Source organism: Enterococcus sp. AAFC-DPL-5182 (genome assembly GCF_058216605.1).
In genome coordinates, this window is record NZ_CM177101.1 from 462006 (window position 1) to 478016 (window position 16011).

Annotated in this window: 15 protein-coding genes; 11 read left to right on the forward strand and 4 right to left on the reverse strand. The window is 38.4% G+C overall.

The features are described from left to right. Positions 1-29: 29 nt before the first annotated feature. The 9 genes from AC4BB7_RS02145 to AC4BB7_RS02185 all read left to right on the forward strand — a co-directional run bounded on the left by AC4BB7_RS02145 (position 30) and on the right by AC4BB7_RS02185 (position 9536). Positions 30-1127 carry a BMP family lipoprotein gene (locus AC4BB7_RS02145; protein ID WP_086315324.1) on the forward strand — a complete coding sequence of 366 codons (1098 nt, stop codon included), beginning with the start codon at positions 30-32 and terminating at the stop codon, positions 1125-1127. Positions 1128-1314: 187 nt separating this feature from the next. Beyond that, entirely contained in the window at positions 1315-2880 is a 1566-nt protein-coding gene (locus AC4BB7_RS02150) for an ABC transporter ATP-binding protein (RefSeq protein WP_490484277.1), read from the forward strand. Then, positions 2873-4006: an ABC transporter permease gene (locus tag AC4BB7_RS02155; protein ID WP_170923043.1), complete on the forward strand. Its 1134-nt coding sequence runs from the start codon at positions 2873-2875 to the stop codon at positions 4004-4006. The genes AC4BB7_RS02150 and AC4BB7_RS02155 overlap by 8 nt, the downstream gene beginning before the upstream one ends. Then, positions 4006-4968, forward strand: a complete 963-nt coding sequence (locus tag AC4BB7_RS02160) for an ABC transporter permease (RefSeq protein WP_010770607.1) — start codon at positions 4006-4008, stop codon at positions 4966-4968. The genes AC4BB7_RS02155 and AC4BB7_RS02160 overlap by 1 nt, the downstream gene beginning before the upstream one ends. A 126-nt stretch (positions 4969-5094) precedes the next feature. After that, positions 5095-6261, forward strand: a complete 1167-nt coding sequence (deoB, locus tag AC4BB7_RS02165) for a phosphopentomutase (RefSeq protein WP_490484278.1) — start codon at positions 5095-5097, stop codon at positions 6259-6261. A gap of 10 nt (positions 6262-6271) precedes the next feature. After that, the gene (locus AC4BB7_RS02170; protein WP_490484279.1) at positions 6272-7090 is read left to right on the forward strand and encodes a purine-nucleoside phosphorylase; all 819 of its coding nucleotides are present in this window, start codon (positions 6272-6274) and stop codon (positions 7088-7090) included. A gap of 26 nt (positions 7091-7116) precedes the next feature. Further along, on the forward strand, positions 7117-7824 hold the full coding sequence (gene deoD / locus AC4BB7_RS02175; RefSeq protein ID WP_490484280.1) for a purine-nucleoside phosphorylase: 708 nt from the start codon (positions 7117-7119) through the stop codon (positions 7822-7824). A gap of 152 nt (positions 7825-7976) precedes the next feature. Further along, positions 7977-9167 carry an iron-containing alcohol dehydrogenase gene (locus AC4BB7_RS02180; RefSeq protein ID WP_490484281.1) on the forward strand — a complete coding sequence of 397 codons (1191 nt, stop codon included), beginning with the start codon at positions 7977-7979 and terminating at the stop codon, positions 9165-9167. A gap of 33 nt (positions 9168-9200) precedes the next feature. After that, positions 9201-9536 carry a hypothetical protein gene (locus AC4BB7_RS02185; RefSeq protein WP_490484282.1) on the forward strand — a complete coding sequence of 112 codons (336 nt, stop codon included), beginning with the start codon at positions 9201-9203 and terminating at the stop codon, positions 9534-9536. Positions 9537-9578: 42 nt separating this feature from the next. Here the strand turns inward: AC4BB7_RS02185 and gpmA are convergent, their stop codons facing one another. The 4 genes from gpmA to AC4BB7_RS02205 all read right to left on the reverse strand — a co-directional run bounded on the left by gpmA (position 9579) and on the right by AC4BB7_RS02205 (position 14439). Then, on the reverse strand, positions 9579-10265 hold the full coding sequence (gpmA, locus tag AC4BB7_RS02190) for a 2,3-diphosphoglycerate-dependent phosphoglycerate mutase (protein WP_010770613.1): 687 nt from the start codon (positions 10263-10265) through the stop codon (positions 9579-9581). A gap of 222 nt (positions 10266-10487) precedes the next feature. Next, the gene (locus AC4BB7_RS02195) at positions 10488-11075 is read right to left on the reverse strand and encodes a recombinase family protein (RefSeq protein ID WP_086315331.1); all 588 of its coding nucleotides are present in this window, start codon (positions 11073-11075) and stop codon (positions 10488-10490) included. Between the two features lie 131 nt (positions 11076-11206). After that, on the reverse strand, positions 11207-11884 hold the full coding sequence (gene rpiA / locus AC4BB7_RS02200) for a ribose-5-phosphate isomerase RpiA (RefSeq protein ID WP_086315332.1): 678 nt from the start codon (positions 11882-11884) through the stop codon (positions 11207-11209). A 122-nt stretch (positions 11885-12006) separates the two neighbouring features. After that, positions 12007-14439 carry an Ig-like domain-containing protein gene (locus AC4BB7_RS02205; protein ID WP_490484283.1) on the reverse strand — a complete coding sequence of 811 codons (2433 nt, stop codon included), beginning with the start codon at positions 14437-14439 and terminating at the stop codon, positions 12007-12009. A gap of 578 nt (positions 14440-15017) precedes the next feature. Between AC4BB7_RS02205 and rpsL the strand changes: the two genes are divergently transcribed. Together rpsL and rpsG are read left to right on the forward strand one after the other, a co-directional pair. After that, positions 15018-15437: a 30S ribosomal protein S12 gene (gene rpsL, locus AC4BB7_RS02210; RefSeq protein WP_086315334.1), complete on the forward strand. Its 420-nt coding sequence runs from the start codon at positions 15018-15020 to the stop codon at positions 15435-15437. A gap of 56 nt (positions 15438-15493) precedes the next feature. After that, entirely contained in the window at positions 15494-15964 is a 471-nt protein-coding gene (gene rpsG / locus AC4BB7_RS02215) for a 30S ribosomal protein S7 (protein WP_010761695.1), read from the forward strand. Positions 15965-16011 lie beyond the last annotated feature (47 nt).

Below are 16011 nucleotides of genomic sequence, written 5' to 3' on the forward strand. Positions count from 1 at the left end.
ATAAAACTATTTTAGGGGGCTTTACAGAGATGAAAAAAGCAAAATTATTTGGTTTTGGCTTGACTGCACTAGCATTAACAGTTGCACTAGCGGCATGTGGTGGAGGTAAAAAAGATTCAACAGGTGGAAAATCAGCAGGTGGGGACGCTGATCATAGCGTTGTAATCGTTACTGATATCGGTGGGGTAGATGACCGTTCGTTTAACCAATCAGCTTGGGAAGGTTTACAAGCTTGGGGGAAAGAACATGATTTGAAAAAAGGAGCAGATGGTTTTGATTACATTCAATCAAACGATGCTTCAGAATACGTAACAAATATTGATACAGCTGTTTCTAACGGATTTAAAACAGTCTTTGGTATTGGCTATCTATTAGCTGATTCAATCGGTACTGCAGCAGATGCAAATCCAGATACACAATTCGGTATCATTGATAGTGTCATTGAAGGAAAAGATAACGTAGTGTCTGCGACATTTAAAGACCAAGAAGCTTCATACTTAGCTGGTGTAGCAGCTGCTCACACTACAAAAACAAATACTGTAGGATTTATCGGTGGTGAAGAAGGCGCGGTTATCGACCGTTTTGAAGCTGGTTTCCATCAAGGTGTAATCGATACAGCGAAAAAATTGAACAAAGACATCAAAGTTGAGATCGAATATGCTGCTTCATTTGGTGATCCAGCTAAAGGGAAAGCATTAGCTGCTTCTATGTATCAAAAAGGCGCAGACATTATCTTCCACGCTTCTGGTGGTACAGGACAAGGTGTCTTCCAAGAAGCAAAAGACTTGAATGAAACTGGTTCAAAAGACAAAGTTTGGGTTATCGGTGTAGATAGTGATCAAGATAAAGAAGGTAAATACAAAACAAAAGATGGTAAAGAAGATAACTTCACTTTAACATCAACACTTAAAGGTGTAGGTGCTGCAGTACAAGATATCTCTAATCGTGCATTAGAAGATAAATTCCCTGGTGGCGAACACTTAGTTTACGGTTTGAAAGACGGCGGTGTTGATTTGACAAAAGGTTACTTGTCAGAAGAAGCACAAAAAGCTGTTGATGCAGCGAAAGAAGAAATTATCGCTGAAAAAATCACTGTTCCAGAAGTACCAAAAGACGTAAAAGAATAGGATTTACTGCTTAGCGCTGCGTTTGTAGCAGCGCTAAGATTTTATTAAGCCTTTAAAGAAAGAAAACGAATGATCGAACCACTCATTTTCTTTCTTTAAGAGCCTAAAAGCTACTTTATTTTTTTAGAGTTACCGTATTAATAGATGATATAAATGTAAGTGATTAAATCGTTAGGATGTGAAAAATGTGGCTCAGGAAAACTTTGTAATTGAGATGCGCAATATCACTAAGCAGTTTGGGACGTTTAAAGCCAATGATAATATCAACTTAACTGTCCGGCCTGGAGAAATCCACGCTTTGCTTGGAGAAAATGGTGCAGGAAAATCCACCTTGATGAATATTTTATCTGGTTTATTAGAACCAACATCGGGTGAAATCTTTATGAATGGTTCAAAAGTATCGATCAATGGACCGACTGCAGCAAATCGTTTAGGAATAGGGATGGTCCATCAGCACTTTATGTTGGTAGATGCTTTTACCGTAACAGAGAACATCATTCTTGGAAGTGAACCAACCAATGCTGGCGTATTAGACCGCAAAAAAGCAACAGCGGAAATCAAACGAGTTTCTGAGCAGTATGGGTTATCAGTAGATCCAAGTGCGTATATTCGTGATATCTCTGTCGGCGCGCAACAACGAGTGGAAATTTTGAAAACGTTGTATCGTGGTGCAGATGTTCTGATTTTTGATGAACCGACAGCCGTTTTGACTCCACAAGAAATCGATGAGTTGATCGAAATCATGCGTGGACTTGTACAAGAAGGCAAATCGATCATTTTGATTACACACAAATTAGATGAAATCAAAAAAGTAGCGGATCGTTGTACCGTTATTCGTCGCGGTCAAAGTATTGACACGGTGAATGTCAAAGATGTTTCTTCACAACAATTGGCGGATATGATGGTAGGTCGTTCTGTTTCATTTAAAACAGAAAAGAAAGCAGCTGAACCTAAAGAAGTGGTTCTTTCCATCAAAGATTTAATTGTCAAAGAAAGCCGTGGATTAGAAGCGGTGAAAGGTCTTAGTTTAGATGTACGCGCTGGTGAAGTAGTAGGGATTGCTGGGATCGATGGTAATGGTCAAACGGAATTGATCCAAGCTCTAACTGGATTACGCAAAGCAGAAAGCGGATCAGTTGAATTAAGAGGAGAATCAATCACCAATAAACGACCTCGTGCGATTACAGAAGCAGGAGTTGGACATGTACCAGAAGACCGTCATAAGTATGGATTGATTTTGGATATGACGTTGGCAGAAAATATTGCGCTACAAACATACTATAAAAAACCATTAAGTAATACTGGCGTGTTGAATTACACTCAAATCAATTCATACGCACGTAGATTAATAGAAGAATACGATGTGCGGACAGTCAATGAATTGGTTCCTGCTAAAGCACTATCAGGAGGGAATCAACAAAAAGCGATCATTGCACGAGAAATCGACCGTAATCCTGATTTGCTGATTGTCTCTCAACCAACACGTGGATTGGATGTTGGTGCAATCGAATATATCCATAAACGCCTGATTGAACAACGAGATAAAGATAAAGCGGTATTAGTTGTTAGTTTTGAATTAGATGAAATTTTAAATGTTTCTGACCGTATTGCAGTGATCCATGCTGGAAAAATCGTCGGAATCGTTGACCCTAAAGAAACAAGCGAAAATGAATTAGGATTGCTGATGGCAGGTTATTCATTAGAAGAAGCTAGAAGAGAATTAAGTCAAGAGGCAGGTGAGGCAGTTGAATAATCAATCAGAAAGACTACGGAATATTTTAGTCCCTATTTTATCAGTATTGATGGGATTCCTTCTTGGTGCAATTATTATGCTGATTTCAGGGCAAGATCCAATCACTGGTTATCAAGCGATGCTGAAGACTGCTTTTCAAAGTCCGAAAAGTATCGGGGAAATTTTTGTAACAGCAGGTCCATTGATTTTTACAGCGCTAGGATTTGCCGTAGCGAATTCAGCTGGATTCTTTAATATCGGGCTTTCAGGTCAAGCGCTATGCGGTTGGGTAACAAGTATTTGGGTGGCACTTTCTATGCCTGATGCACCTCGTATGGTCGTACTGCCTGTAGCTGTACTTGCAGGTGCTTTGGCGGGAGCGTTGGCTGCTGCAATTCCAGGATTGTTACGTGCATTCTTTGGGACAAGTGAAGTAATCGTTACGATTATGTTGAACTATGTTTTTCTTTATACAAGTACACATATTGTGAATAATGTCATGTCAAAAGATTTAATGACCAACAAAGGTGTTACGAAAGTAATTGGCGAAAATGCTAGTTTACGAACAGGTTTCTTGAAAGAATTGAGTAGCGGTTCACGTTTGAACATTGGTATTTTTATGGCTCTTATTTTCTTAGTTTTAATTTGGTTCCTTATGAAGAAGACAACATTGGGCTACGAGATTCGTTCAGTTGGGTTGAATCCATTCGCTTCAGAATATGCAGGGATGAGCAGTAAACGGACAATCGTGATGTCAATGGTGATATCTGGAACATTAGCTGGTCTTGGCGGCGTTGTTCTAGGTTTAGGAACATTTGGTAACTTCTTTGTCCAAGGCTCTTCATTAAGTATTGGTTTTGACGGAATGGCTATTTCTTTATTGGGGGCAGGAAGCTCGGTCGGAATATTCTTATCAGCAATCCTTTTCAGCGTGCTGAAACTGGGTGGGCAAGGAATGCCGCTTCGTGCAGGAGTGCCTATTGAATTAGTGGATGTTGTTATTGCGGCAATCATTTTCTTTGTGGCAATCAACTATTTAATTCGTTTCTTATTAGCAAAAGCATCAGGCAGCAAAAAAGAAGTAGCGGTAGTTGAAGAATTAGTTGGAAAATCAGATCCGACCAGTCAAGAAGGAGGAAAAATCTAATGAATATTGCATTAATCGCTGTATTAGCGCCGATTATTACACAAACTTTGGTTTATTCCACTCCTTTGGTCTTCACGGCTTTGGGCGGGACATTTTCTGAGCGTAGTGGTATTGTAAACGTAGGACTAGAAGGTATCATGGTTATGGGTGCTTTTAGTTCAGTCGTATTTAATTTAACGTTTGCTGAAACTTTTGGTGCAGCAACGCCTTGGCTAGCTTGTTTAGTCGGTGGTGTAGTCGGCATGTTGTTTTCATTGCTTCATGCAGTTGCGACAATCAATTTAAGAGCCGATCATATTATTAGTGGAACGGTTGTCAATTTGATGGCACCAGCTTTAGGCATTTTCTTGATCAAAGTTATTTATGGAAAAGGTCAAACAGATACAATCACTGAATCGTTTGGTTATTTTTCATTTCCGATTTTGAAGGATATTCCAATTTTAGGAGATTTATTCTTCAAACAAACGACCTTACCTGCATTTGTAGCGATATTAGTCGCGATTCTTTCATGGTTTGTGTTGTTTAAAACCCGCTTTGGTTTACGTCTTCGCTCAGTAGGTGAAAATCCTCAAGCAGCTGATACGTTAGGAATCAATGTGTATTTAATGCGCTACGCTGGCGTTTTGATTTCTGGATTTTTAGGCGGAATCGGAGGAGCAGTCTTTGCTCAAACGATTGCTGGACGTTTTGCAGTTACAACAATTGCTGGACAAGGATTTATTTCGATGGCAGCGATGATTTTTGGTAAATGGAATCCACTAGGTGCGATGGGCGCTGCTTTATTCTTCGGTTTTGCTCAAAATATCAGTATTGCTGGATCAAACTTACCAGTGATTTCATCAATTCCAGCGGTTTATTTACAAGCAGCACCGTATGTGTTGACCATTATTGTTTTAGTCGTTTTCTTAGGAAAAGCTTCTGGACCAAAAGCGATTGGGAAAAATTATATCAAATCAAAATAAAGTTAGTATAAAAGGGCGGGCTATGGGAAGTTATCTTAAGTCATGCCCTTTTTATAAATAATTATCACTCTAGTTTTACAGAATGAATGAGTAAAGCTTTTAAAAGAATAGGAAAGAAGGATGGTTATGTTTAAACGTGTGCATTTAGTTGTAATGGATTCAGTTGGTATCGGGGAAGCGCCTGATGCTGAAAAATTTGGCGATGTAGGTAGTGATACGTTAGGTCATATTGCAAAAGAAGCAGGTTTGACGATCCCAAATTTAGAAAATCTAGGTCTAGGAACAATTGCTCCTCTTCATAATGTTGAAGCTGTAGCGGATCATAAAGGGTATGCGACAAAATTAGAAGAAATTTCTGTAGGGAAAGACACAATGACAGGGCACTGGGAAATAATGGGCTTGAATATTCAAAAACCTTTCCGAGTATTTCCTGATGGATTTCCAGATGAATTATTAAAACAAATCGAAGAATTTTCTGGCCGTAAGATCGTTTGTAACAAACCATATAGTGGTACGGCAGTTATTGATGATTATGGACAACATCAAATGGAGACTGGAGATTTGATCGTTTATACATCTGCTGATCCGGTATTACAGATTGCAGCTCATGAGGAAATCATTCCTTTAGAAGAATTATATCGTATTTGCCAGTATGTTCGTGACATTACTAAAGATGAGCCCTATATGATCGGTCGTATTATTGCACGTCCATATCTTGGTGAACCAGGCAACTTTACAAGAACAAGCAACCGTCATGACTATGCGCTAGATCCATTCGGTCACACTGTGTTGGATTCGTTGAAAGAAAATGGAAAAGAAGTCATTGCAGTTGGGAAAATCAACGATATTTTCAACGGTCAAGGAATTACTGATTCTGTTCGTACAAAGAGCAATATGGATGGTGTAGATCAATTACTTAACGTGATGAAACGCGATTTTGAAGGTTTGAGTTTCACTAACTTGGTTGATTTTGATGCATTATATGGTCACCGTCGTGACGTAGTCGGTTATGCACATGCAATCGAAGCTTTTGATTTAAGACTTCCAGAAATCATCGATGCAATGGAAGAAGACGATTTATTGATGATCACAGCCGACCATGGAAATGATCCGACTTTCCCTGGAACTGACCACACAAGAGAATATGTTCCATTGTTAGTGTACAGCAAAAAGATGAACGGCCAAGGCAGCTTGCCGCAAGGTCATTATGCAGATATCTCAGCAACTGTGGCTGAAAACTTTGCAGTTCCAAAAACAGAAAATGGCGAAAGCTTTTTAAATAAACTGGTATAGGAGAGACATAATGACAAAACTAAGTGAAATGTTAAAAGAGACAACAGCGTTTTTAAAAGAAAAAGGCGTTGGAGAAGTTGATTTTGGTTTGATTCTGGGTTCTGGTTTAGGTGAGTTGGCAGATGAAGTCGAAGATGCGATCGCTATTCCGTTTTCAGAAGTTCCCCACTTTGCAGTTTCAACGGTTGTTGGACATGCTGGTAAGTTAGTTTATGGTACACTTTCTGGGAAAAAAGTTTTGGCTATGCAAGGACGTTTCCACTATTATGAAGGCCACTCGATGCAAAAAGTGACGTATCCAGTTCGTGTAATGGCAGCAATGGGTGCACATTCGCTTGTCGTAACAAATGCCGCTGGCGGTGTGAACGAAAACTTCACTCCAGGTAATTTGATGTTGATCACAGATCATATCAACTTTACAGGCGATAACCCGCTAATTGGTGAGAATGACGAAGCGATGGGTCCTCGTTTCCCAGATATGAGTCATGCTTATACACCTGCTTACTTTGAAATTGCTAAAAAAGTGGCAAAAGAACAAAATGTACCATTACAAGAAGGCGTTTATATGGGCTATTCTGGTCCAACCTATGAAACACCAGCTGAAATTCGTATGTCCCGTGTGATGGGAGCCGATGCAGTTGGCATGTCGACTGTCTCAGAAGTGATTGTTGCAGCACATAGTGGTTTGAAAGTTTTAGGGATTTCATGTATCACAAACTTAGCTGCTGGTATGCAAAGTAGTTTGAACCATGCGGAAGTTGTTGAAACAACAGAACGTGTTAAGGCGCAGTTTAAAGAATTGATCAAAGCAACATTAGCTGAACTATAAAAGAGTTATTATAAAGGAGAAAAAATATGAGCGTTCATATCGAAGCAAAACTAGGTGAAATCGCAGATAAAATTTTATTACCGGGAGATCCTCTGCGTGCAAAATACATCGCGGAAACTTTTTTAGAAAATCCAGTATGTTATAACCAAGTCAGAGGAATGTTAGGCTATACAGGTACGTATAAAGGGGAACGTGTCTCTGTTCAAGGGACAGGGATGGGAATGCCTTCTGCGACTATTTACGCCCATGAGTTGATCAACTCTTATGATGTGAAAAAATTGATTCGTGTTGGTACTTGCGGATCCATCTCTGAGAAAGTACATGTAAGAGACTTAGTGATCGCTCAAGCGGCAGCGACACCATCATCAATGATCCGAAATGATTTTCCTAAGTACGACTTTCCGCAAATCGCTGATTTTGATTTGCTGTTGAAATCCTACACAACAGCAAAAGAAAAAGGTTTCGTAACGCATGTAGGGAATGTCTTATCGGATGATGTCTTTTATAAAGATAGTATGGATGGCGTTTTTGAGTTAGGGAAATTAGGCGTTTTAGCAATCGAGATGGAAGCTGCAGCATTATATTATTTAGCAGCTAAATTTGATGTGCAAGCTTTGGCGATCATGACGGTTAGTGATAGTCTAGTAACAGGTGAAGAAACAACTGCTGAAGAACGTCAAACAACATTCAATGATATGATCGAAGTCGGTTTAGAAACAGCAATCAACAGTTAATAAAAATAGTTAGTAAAACAGCTCCTGCTTATAGACGGAGCTGTTTTTATACTACGATTTAATCGAGTGAAATTAAAGGTCTGTTTTCTTGACACTCTTTTTTGATGAACTATCATATAATAAGAAACCTAAATTGAACGGAGGAAGAAAAATTGGATAATTTTAGATTTTACGTACCCACAGATATTCGCTTTGGGAAAGACCGTTTGGCAACAGAGTTAACAGATGTATTGGATGTATATGGTAAAAATGTATTGCTCGTTTACGGCGGAGGCAGTATTAAGAAAAATGGTTTGTACGATCAAGTTATCGACTTACTTGAAAAGAATCAAAATAAAGTGGTGGAATTGAGCGGTGTAGAGCCCAATCCTCGAATTGAAACGGTTCGTCGTGGCGTAGCATTATGCCGGGAAAATGAGATCGATGTCATTTTAGCTGTAGGTGGCGGATCGACGATCGATTGTTCTAAAGTGATTGCGGCAGGTTTTTACAGTGATGAAGACCCATGGGAAGTCATAGCAGGACGCAAAGGATTCCAAGGTGCAGCGCTGCCGATTGTGACGATTTTAACCTTAGCTGCAACGGGGAGCGAAATGAATATTGGTGCCGTGATCACCAATTTAGCTACAAACCAAAAATTAGGTGTTGGTGGGCCAGCAATGATGCCCAAAGTATCATTTTTAGATCCGACCACGACATTTACTGTACCAGCTTATCAAACAGCAGCAGGTTCTGCTGATATATTAAGCCACTTATTTGAAAGTTATTTTAATATCACGGAAGGAACGGATGTACAAGATTTTGTTTCAGAAGGCTTGATGCGTGCAGTAATCAAGAATTGCCCGATTGCATTAGAAACACCTGATAATTACGATGCTCGCGCGAACTTGATGTGGTCAAGTAGTTTAGCATTAAATGGATTAACAAGAAATGGCAAACATGGTGTTTGGTCGTGTCATGCCATGGAGCACGAATTAAGCGCATTTTATGATATTACGCATGGAATTGGCTTAGCTATTTTAACACCTCGTTGGATGAATTATGTACTTTCGGAACAAACAGTCGCTAGATTTGCTCAGTTTGCCCATAATGTTTGGGGAATCACTGAAGAAGATCCCATGCTTACGGCGAAAAAAGGCATTCAAGCAACATACGATTTCTTTAAAGCTTGTGATATTCCAATGACATTGCCAGCTGTTGGGATCGATGAGGAAAAATTTGGTGAGATGGCGAAACAAGCAGTTGCACACAGTACGATTAAAACAGATGCGTTTGTTCCCTTAACTGAATCAGATGTTGAAGCGATTTATCGTGAATGTTTAACAGAAACTAACTTTGTATAACTAAAATCAACGACTTGAGAAAGGGACGATTCTATGAAACAATTGTTTGATGAAACGTATGCTGAAAACAGAACACTTTGGTATGCTTATTTTAAAGATATAGAGCAAATGGATTTAATAGAAACGATTAGCCAAATTATCCAAAAGGATTTACAGGCCTCTAAGGATGTTTCGGCGACAAGTTGGATATTTTACCGTGAAGAGTTACAAAAAGATGCATTAGAGGAAGAAGTACGATCTTCGATCATGGTGCGTTTTGTGGATGAACGATACTATGTTCAATATAATATGTCTGATTTTGAATTTGTGACACAACAAGATAGCATCTCTATTTGGCTTAAACGCTTGAAAGAAAATTTAGAAAAATAAAAAAAGACCGTTGAAACGATAAGGTTTCAGCGGTCTTTCTTTTTATAAGTAGTATTTTTTAGCTACTGTTAGGTCATCGTTTAATTCATAAACAAGTGGTTGACCTGTTGGGATTTCAAGATCCATGATGTCTTCATCTGAAATACCTTCGATATGTTTTGCTAAGGCACGTAAAGAGTTACCATGTGCTGCTACTAAAACAGTTTTGTTGTCTAGTAAAGCAGGGGCAATTTCGTCTTGCCAGAATGGTAATGCACGTTCTAGAGTAACTTTTAAGTTTTCTCCACCTGGAATATCACGTTGGTCTAACATTGCATAACGACGATCGTTTGCAGCAGAACCTTCGTCTGTTGCTTCCATCAATGGAGGTAAAGTATCGTAAGAACGACGCCAAATGTGAACTTGGTCATCTCCATATTTTTCAGCAGTTTCTTTTTTGTTTAAACCTTGTAATTTACCATAGTGACGTTCGTTTAAGCGCCAAGATTTGATTTGTGGAACCCATAATTGATCTGAGTTTTCTAAAAGTAAGTTACATGTTTTGATCGCACGAGTTAATACAGAAGTATAAGCTACATCAAATTCAATTCCAGCTTCTTTGATTTTGCGTCCGCCTTCGATTGCTTCTTCAACACCTTCTGGTGCTAAATCTACGTCAGCCCAACCTGTAAATTGATTTAACGCATTCCATTCACTAAGTCCATGACGAGAAAATACTAATTTTGGCATGTATAGCTCTCCTTTGAGTTGTAGTTTCTGAAACTTTCATTTCCTTTTCTATTGTACACCGTTTTAAAATAGATTTCCATTGTAAATTAGTGGAAAATACTGAAAGTGCTGCTTAAGTTAGTGAGCACAGATAAGTCTCCTTAATAAAAAAAGAAGAGGGCGCAAACAAGGAGAGCGCCAGAACACTGTGCTCTCCTAAAAAATTAAGTGGTTGTATTGTTATCAATCTTGAGAAAGCTTCGCAACATCTTCGTCAGATAAATTGATGTATTTGTAACAAGTACCGACAGAAACGTTGCATTTTGAAGAGATAAATTGAATCGTCTCTTTCTTTTCGTGGTATAAGTGTCGGATTTTTTTTACGGTTCGTCCATCTATTTTTGGTCGTCCGCCGATTTTGCCTTTTTTTCGCGCATTATTCAACCCGACTAGAGTACGTTCTTTGATTAAATCACATTCCATCGTCGCCAAACCATTCATTAACTTGAAATAAATTTCTCCCATGGGATGTCGAGTATCGATCTCTTCGTCTAGGCTGACTAAATGAATGCCAGAACCTTTGAACGTTTGTGTCAATTCAGTTAATTGACGTGTAGAACGTCCTAGGCGATTCAAGCGGCAGATGACTAAGGTGTCGCCTGATTCTAAACTATTAAGGACAGTCTCCAGCTCAGAAATGAGGTGTTTGTCATCTGTAAACTCGAAAGATTCATGATAAACCTCGTCACAGCCGTATTCAGATAACACTTTGATTTGAGCCTCTAAATCGTTATCGGTAATTGTTGTTCGTGCATAACCAATTGTTTTCATCGTTCGTCCTTTCTAATAAAAAAGTAAAATAGGATACTAAAAATGTAGCATATAAACGAACGAAATGGTAGTTGTTTTTTTATCTTTTTTTAATGCTATTCTTTTTTTTCAAATCTTATTCAAATAATTCGTTATTTGGGTACATGAATAGTTTTAGGACCTGTTTCTCCACCGACGATAACAGTTGAGACGATTTGAAGGAATAATCCATGTTCGACCACACCTACTAATTGATCTAAGTAAGTACCTAAAGCGATTGGATCTGCTATTTCTTCTAAATGAAGATCAATGATATAGTGACCGCCATCAGTGATTAATGTTTCTCCCCCAGTTGTTTTTCGTAAAATAGGAGCATAACCTTTTTCTTCAAATAAACGAACTAACTGTTGGCTGCCATATGGAACTACTTCTACAGGTAACGGGAACTTACCAAGTTTTTTTACAAGCTTTGATTCATCCACGATCCAAATGCATTTTTTTGAGTAGGTCGCAACGATTTTTTCGAATAATAAAGCAGCTCCGCCCCCTTTGATGCCTTGGAAATCTTCACTGATTTCATCTGCTCCATCAATTGTTAGGTCAACATAAGGAACTTCATCGATCCCTTTTAAAGGGATACCCAACTCTTGTGCTTGACGCTCCGTTTCTTTTGAGGTTGTTACACCGATGATCGATAATCCTTCTTCTTTTACACGGCGACCAATCTCATCTACCATGAATTTTGCAGTAGATCCGGTACCGAGACCTACAATCATCCCGTCTTTTACATATTTTGCTGCTTCTATCCCTGCCATTTGTTTAAGATTCATTCACTTGTTAGCCCCTTTCAAATAATCAAAGATATTGTACCGTTAAACGGTACAAAAAGATAGTCTAATCAAGGCGACGAGCAAAATTTTTAGGAGTAGAAAAGCAAGGAAAGATGGTCTCTTTAATTAGCAAAGTATAAATTCCAGCTAGTAATCCAATTTGTTGTTTCACCGTCAGAATGTATTTTTTCTGATGGGGAGTATATAGTGTCGCCAGAAGCAATTTTTAATGGTAAGTAGCGTTTATTTTTGTCTTCTGGTTGAAGATTATCGGCCTTCATTTTTAAGTCAGCATATAGCAATATCTGTTCAGATATTTTAGCATCTAAAGTAATACGAAATCCTTCTAAATCATGTAGTGCAGGTTTTTCTGGTGAGAAAGTTGTTCCATCGGTAGAATATTCAATTATGATATTAGGCTCAAATTGCTTGGTTTCTGAAATGTTATGCCAAGAAATTACTGGATAGTCTAGTAATTTTAGCTTTCTGCCTTGAGGTGTAGTCAAATGGAATTCAGACCAATTATCTTTACTGTTTAATATAATTCCTTTTCCGTAGCGTAGGTAGATTATGTCATTTAATGGATCATCAACATATAAATAGGAACGTTGATTATTTCGTAAATCAGTCGCCATTTCAAGTGAAGTGAACCCGCCATTATACGTGCTAGGAGCAATCGTTACTACACATTCAGCTTTAATGCGTCCATCGCTTGTCATAGCAAATATTCTTCCATCGCCGGTTCCTTGACCTGTAATGACGCCATTAGCATCAACCGTTGCAATAAGTGGGTTTTCGGCTTTCCAAATGATTTTTTCTGGTTGAGCGTTTTCTGGCAATGTCTTAGCTGTGATGGTCGCTTTTTCATTGCGTTTTAGTGAAAGTGCGGATAGGTTCAACTCTATCTTATCTATTTTAGGTTTATCAGTTACGGTTACTTGGACAGTAGCTGTAATGTTTGGGTTTCTTGTAGAAAAAGCTTCTATAGTTACGTTACCTTCTTGCAGAGCATTGATTGTTCCATTGCTATTGATTGTAGCAATTTTGGGTGTATTACTTTTGAATCCAATCTCAGGATAAGTCGCATTTTCAGGTGTTAGGGCTGCTTTTACTTGATGATTGTCCCCGACAATTAATTGAACATTTTTTTCTGAGATATTAATATTACTAGGAACTTGTTCAACTGCGAGATTAGTAAAGCCGGCAATGAAATAATTACGATAGGTTTCTTTGTACCAGGAACCTCGATCAGTGAGTGTGAAGCTGTCACCCAAGTTGTCACCTGATTTTGAATTTACTGGTAGCCACTTGTTATTTGGATCGAGTGAGCGGTAAGCGACTGCGATTGAATAATCTGACCCAGATAATGTTACAGGGGTGTCTAAAGAAAAGGTTTCTGTGCCGATGTCATTTTTGATCCCTTCTTTGACTTTAATAAAGCCATCCAAGTTTTTCGTTGGTTTTCCAGAAGGTAATACATAAATTTCATAGGCTGTTTTTTCATAAAGAGTTTTTAACGAAACCGCAGATAGTTTCTCTTTGGTGTTGCTATCACGACTATAAGAATTAGCGATAGTTCTAGTTTTGTCTGAAGGGATAGACATCAAAGAACCAATGTTTTCTAGTGCTGAATTATATTTTTTATAGTAGTTAGTAGTAGGTTCTACCAGAGAGATGATGTCGATATCAGAACGTTTCAATTGAAAATCGTCATAAGAGATATAAAAATAGCCGCCATCGCCCCATGAAGTTCCCCAACTATTCTTGACAATAAATGCACCATCTTGTGAAGGAGTATAAACAAAAGTATCTTTGCTATACGAGTCATCCCAACCGACGATAGTCGTAACATGATTTACAGGGCCGACACGGTCTTTGGGAATAAACTGGGAAGCGTGACCTGTTTCGTAGCCAACATACATTCGATTTCGTTGGATGGCATTGCCGTATTTATGGACATATTCCTTGATTTTTTGTACGCGTTGATTATTTTCTTCCGCACTGATATCTAGCGGCACCGAGTTCATGTTAATCACATTTTGCACGTGTTTTTGCTCAGGAAGATTTTCCCATAGAGATAAAGGTTGAGCTCCAGTAATACTATTTGGAAAATCTGTTTCTCTCACAGGACCAGACCAATCTAGCAGGGCAGTCAAAGCAGGTGCAGAGTCAAATCCTTGATCCAAATTACCTCCATTGCTGTTGATAGAATGTGCGTACGGATTTTCCCCAATTGTTCCCGTAGCATCCCTTGCAAGTAAATAGTTAAAGTAATTTGCAGAAAAATCATGCGTTTCCCCTGACATCATTAAATAACTTTCAAGCGCTGAATTTACTGCGTATGCCCAACAAAGTCCTCTAGTTTGTGTTTTAACAGGTGTGGTCAGTCCTAGTTCTCTAGGGTCGTACTTTTCTGGTAAATCTGTTGCATAATTGCGGCTTGGTAACAAAAATAAAAAGGATATGAGCGTGATACAAAAAAATAAATAACGGTGTTTTTTTACTTTTATTTTTTGATAAGTAGTATTAATTGCAGTTGTTGTGTGTGTTTTCATTTTAGAGCCTCCCTTTTGATATATTTACAATTGTACTTATTATATTCCTGCAGGTCAAATATATTTTTTAAAAAGAAATATAAATATTTTTGTTATATTTTTTATATTATAGGAAATATCATGATAAAACTGATAGGAATGTGGAAAGAAGAAGTGAGTGCGTACGGATTGATTGGACAGCAGTGTCTTGCAATTGGAAAAGTCATGTTAATAGTTGAGTTGACCAAATCTAATGCTTTATGCAGAAAGTTTATATATTTTAATAGCAGCATTGGTTTTTAGTTCCTTCTAAATGTCTGTATCCTATCTTCTTTTAAGTAGTTGGCAAAATATTTTGATTGGGGATATTCAAGTTTTAACGAGTTGAAATAGAAATGAAATACAGAGGTTGACAAACAAAACATGACGTGATATGCTATCAAAGGTGCTTTATCTACAGGTCTCTCGTTGAGACGTGCTGACTGTCTATCGAAGCATATTTGATAATAAGTGCAGAGATTGCATTATTTTTTATCGCTAAAAAAGAACCACCTGGATGTGTGGGACTAGATGCGAAATGAGGAAGGAGGAAACAAGGAATGCCTACAATTAATCAATTAGTACGTAAACCTCGTAAATCAAAGGTGGATAAATCTAATTCACCAGCGTTAAACAAAGGATATAATAGCTTTAAGAAATCTCAAACGAACGTAAATTCACCACAAAAGCGTGGGGTTTGTACTCGTGTGGGAACAATGACACCTAAAAAACCTAACTCGGCTTTACGTAAATATGCCCGTGTTCGTTTGTCTAACTTAATCGAAGTAACAGCTTATATCCCAGGTATTGGTCACAACTTACAAGAACATAGCGTGGTACTATTACGCGGTGGACGTGTAAAGGATTTACCAGGGGTACGTTATCATATCGTACGTGGTGCGCTTGATACAGCCGGTGTTACAGATCGTAAACAAAGCCGCTCTAAATATGGTACTAAAATGCCTAAAGCTGCTAAATAATTTGACAATCACTAAGGTCTTATATAATAAAGAATTTTCGGAAGGAGGAGTTACGGATGCCACGTAAAGGTCCTGTTACAAAACGCGATGTTTTACCAGATCCAATTTATAACTCAAAATTAGTAACTCGCTTGATCAACCGTGTAATGGTTGATGGAAAACGCGGGATTGCTGCTAATATCATCTATAATTCATTTGATATCATCAAAGAATCTACAGGTAACGATCCATTGGAAGTTTTCGAACAAGCAATGAAAAACGTTATGCCTGTACTAGAAGTAAAAGCTCGCCGTGTTGGGGGTTCTAACTATCAAGTACCAGTTGAAGTTCGTCCGGAACGTCGTACAACTTTAGGTTTACGTTGGGTTGTTAACTATGCTCGCCTACGCGGTGAACATACAATGGAACAACGTCTAGCGAAAGAAATCATGGATGCTGCCAATAACACTGGTGCTTCTGTTAAAAAACGTGAAGACACACACAAAATGGCGGACGCTAACCGTGCGTTTGCACACTATCGTTGGTAAGATCCTCTCTGTATGTAATTTAACTTTACTGCAGACAGTCACTTTAC

Excerpts from the sequence above, each read along its gene's own strand:
- AC4BB7_RS02145 (WP_086315324.1), top strand. The coding sequence starts at position 30 with ATGAAAAAAGCAAAATTATTTGGTTTTGGCTTGACTGCACTAGCATTA.
- AC4BB7_RS02185 (WP_490484282.1), top strand. The coding sequence starts at position 9,201 with ATGAAACAATTGTTTGATGAAACGTATGCTGAAAACAGAACACTTTGG.
- AC4BB7_RS02205 (WP_490484283.1), bottom strand. The coding sequence starts at position 14,439 with ATGAAAACACACACAACAACTGCAATTAATACTACTTATCAAAAAATA.
- deoB (WP_490484278.1), top strand. The coding sequence starts at position 5,095 with ATGTTTAAACGTGTGCATTTAGTTGTAATGGATTCAGTTGGTATCGGG.
- gpmA (WP_010770613.1), bottom strand. The coding sequence starts at position 10,265 with ATGCCAAAATTAGTATTTTCTCGTCATGGACTTAGTGAATGGAATGCG.
- AC4BB7_RS02160 (WP_010770607.1), top strand. The coding sequence starts at position 4,006 with ATGAATATTGCATTAATCGCTGTATTAGCGCCGATTATTACACAAACT.
- AC4BB7_RS02170 (WP_490484279.1), top strand. The coding sequence starts at position 6,272 with ATGACAAAACTAAGTGAAATGTTAAAAGAGACAACAGCGTTTTTAAAA.
- rpsL (WP_086315334.1), top strand. The coding sequence starts at position 15,018 with ATGCCTACAATTAATCAATTAGTACGTAAACCTCGTAAATCAAAGGTG.
- rpiA (WP_086315332.1), bottom strand. The coding sequence starts at position 11,884 with ATGAATCTTAAACAAATGGCAGGGATAGAAGCAGCAAAATATGTAAAA.
- AC4BB7_RS02195 (WP_086315331.1), bottom strand. The coding sequence starts at position 11,075 with ATGAAAACAATTGGTTATGCACGAACAACAATTACCGATAACGATTTA.
- deoD (WP_490484280.1), top strand. The coding sequence starts at position 7,117 with ATGAGCGTTCATATCGAAGCAAAACTAGGTGAAATCGCAGATAAAATT.
- rpsG (WP_010761695.1), top strand. The coding sequence starts at position 15,494 with ATGCCACGTAAAGGTCCTGTTACAAAACGCGATGTTTTACCAGATCCA.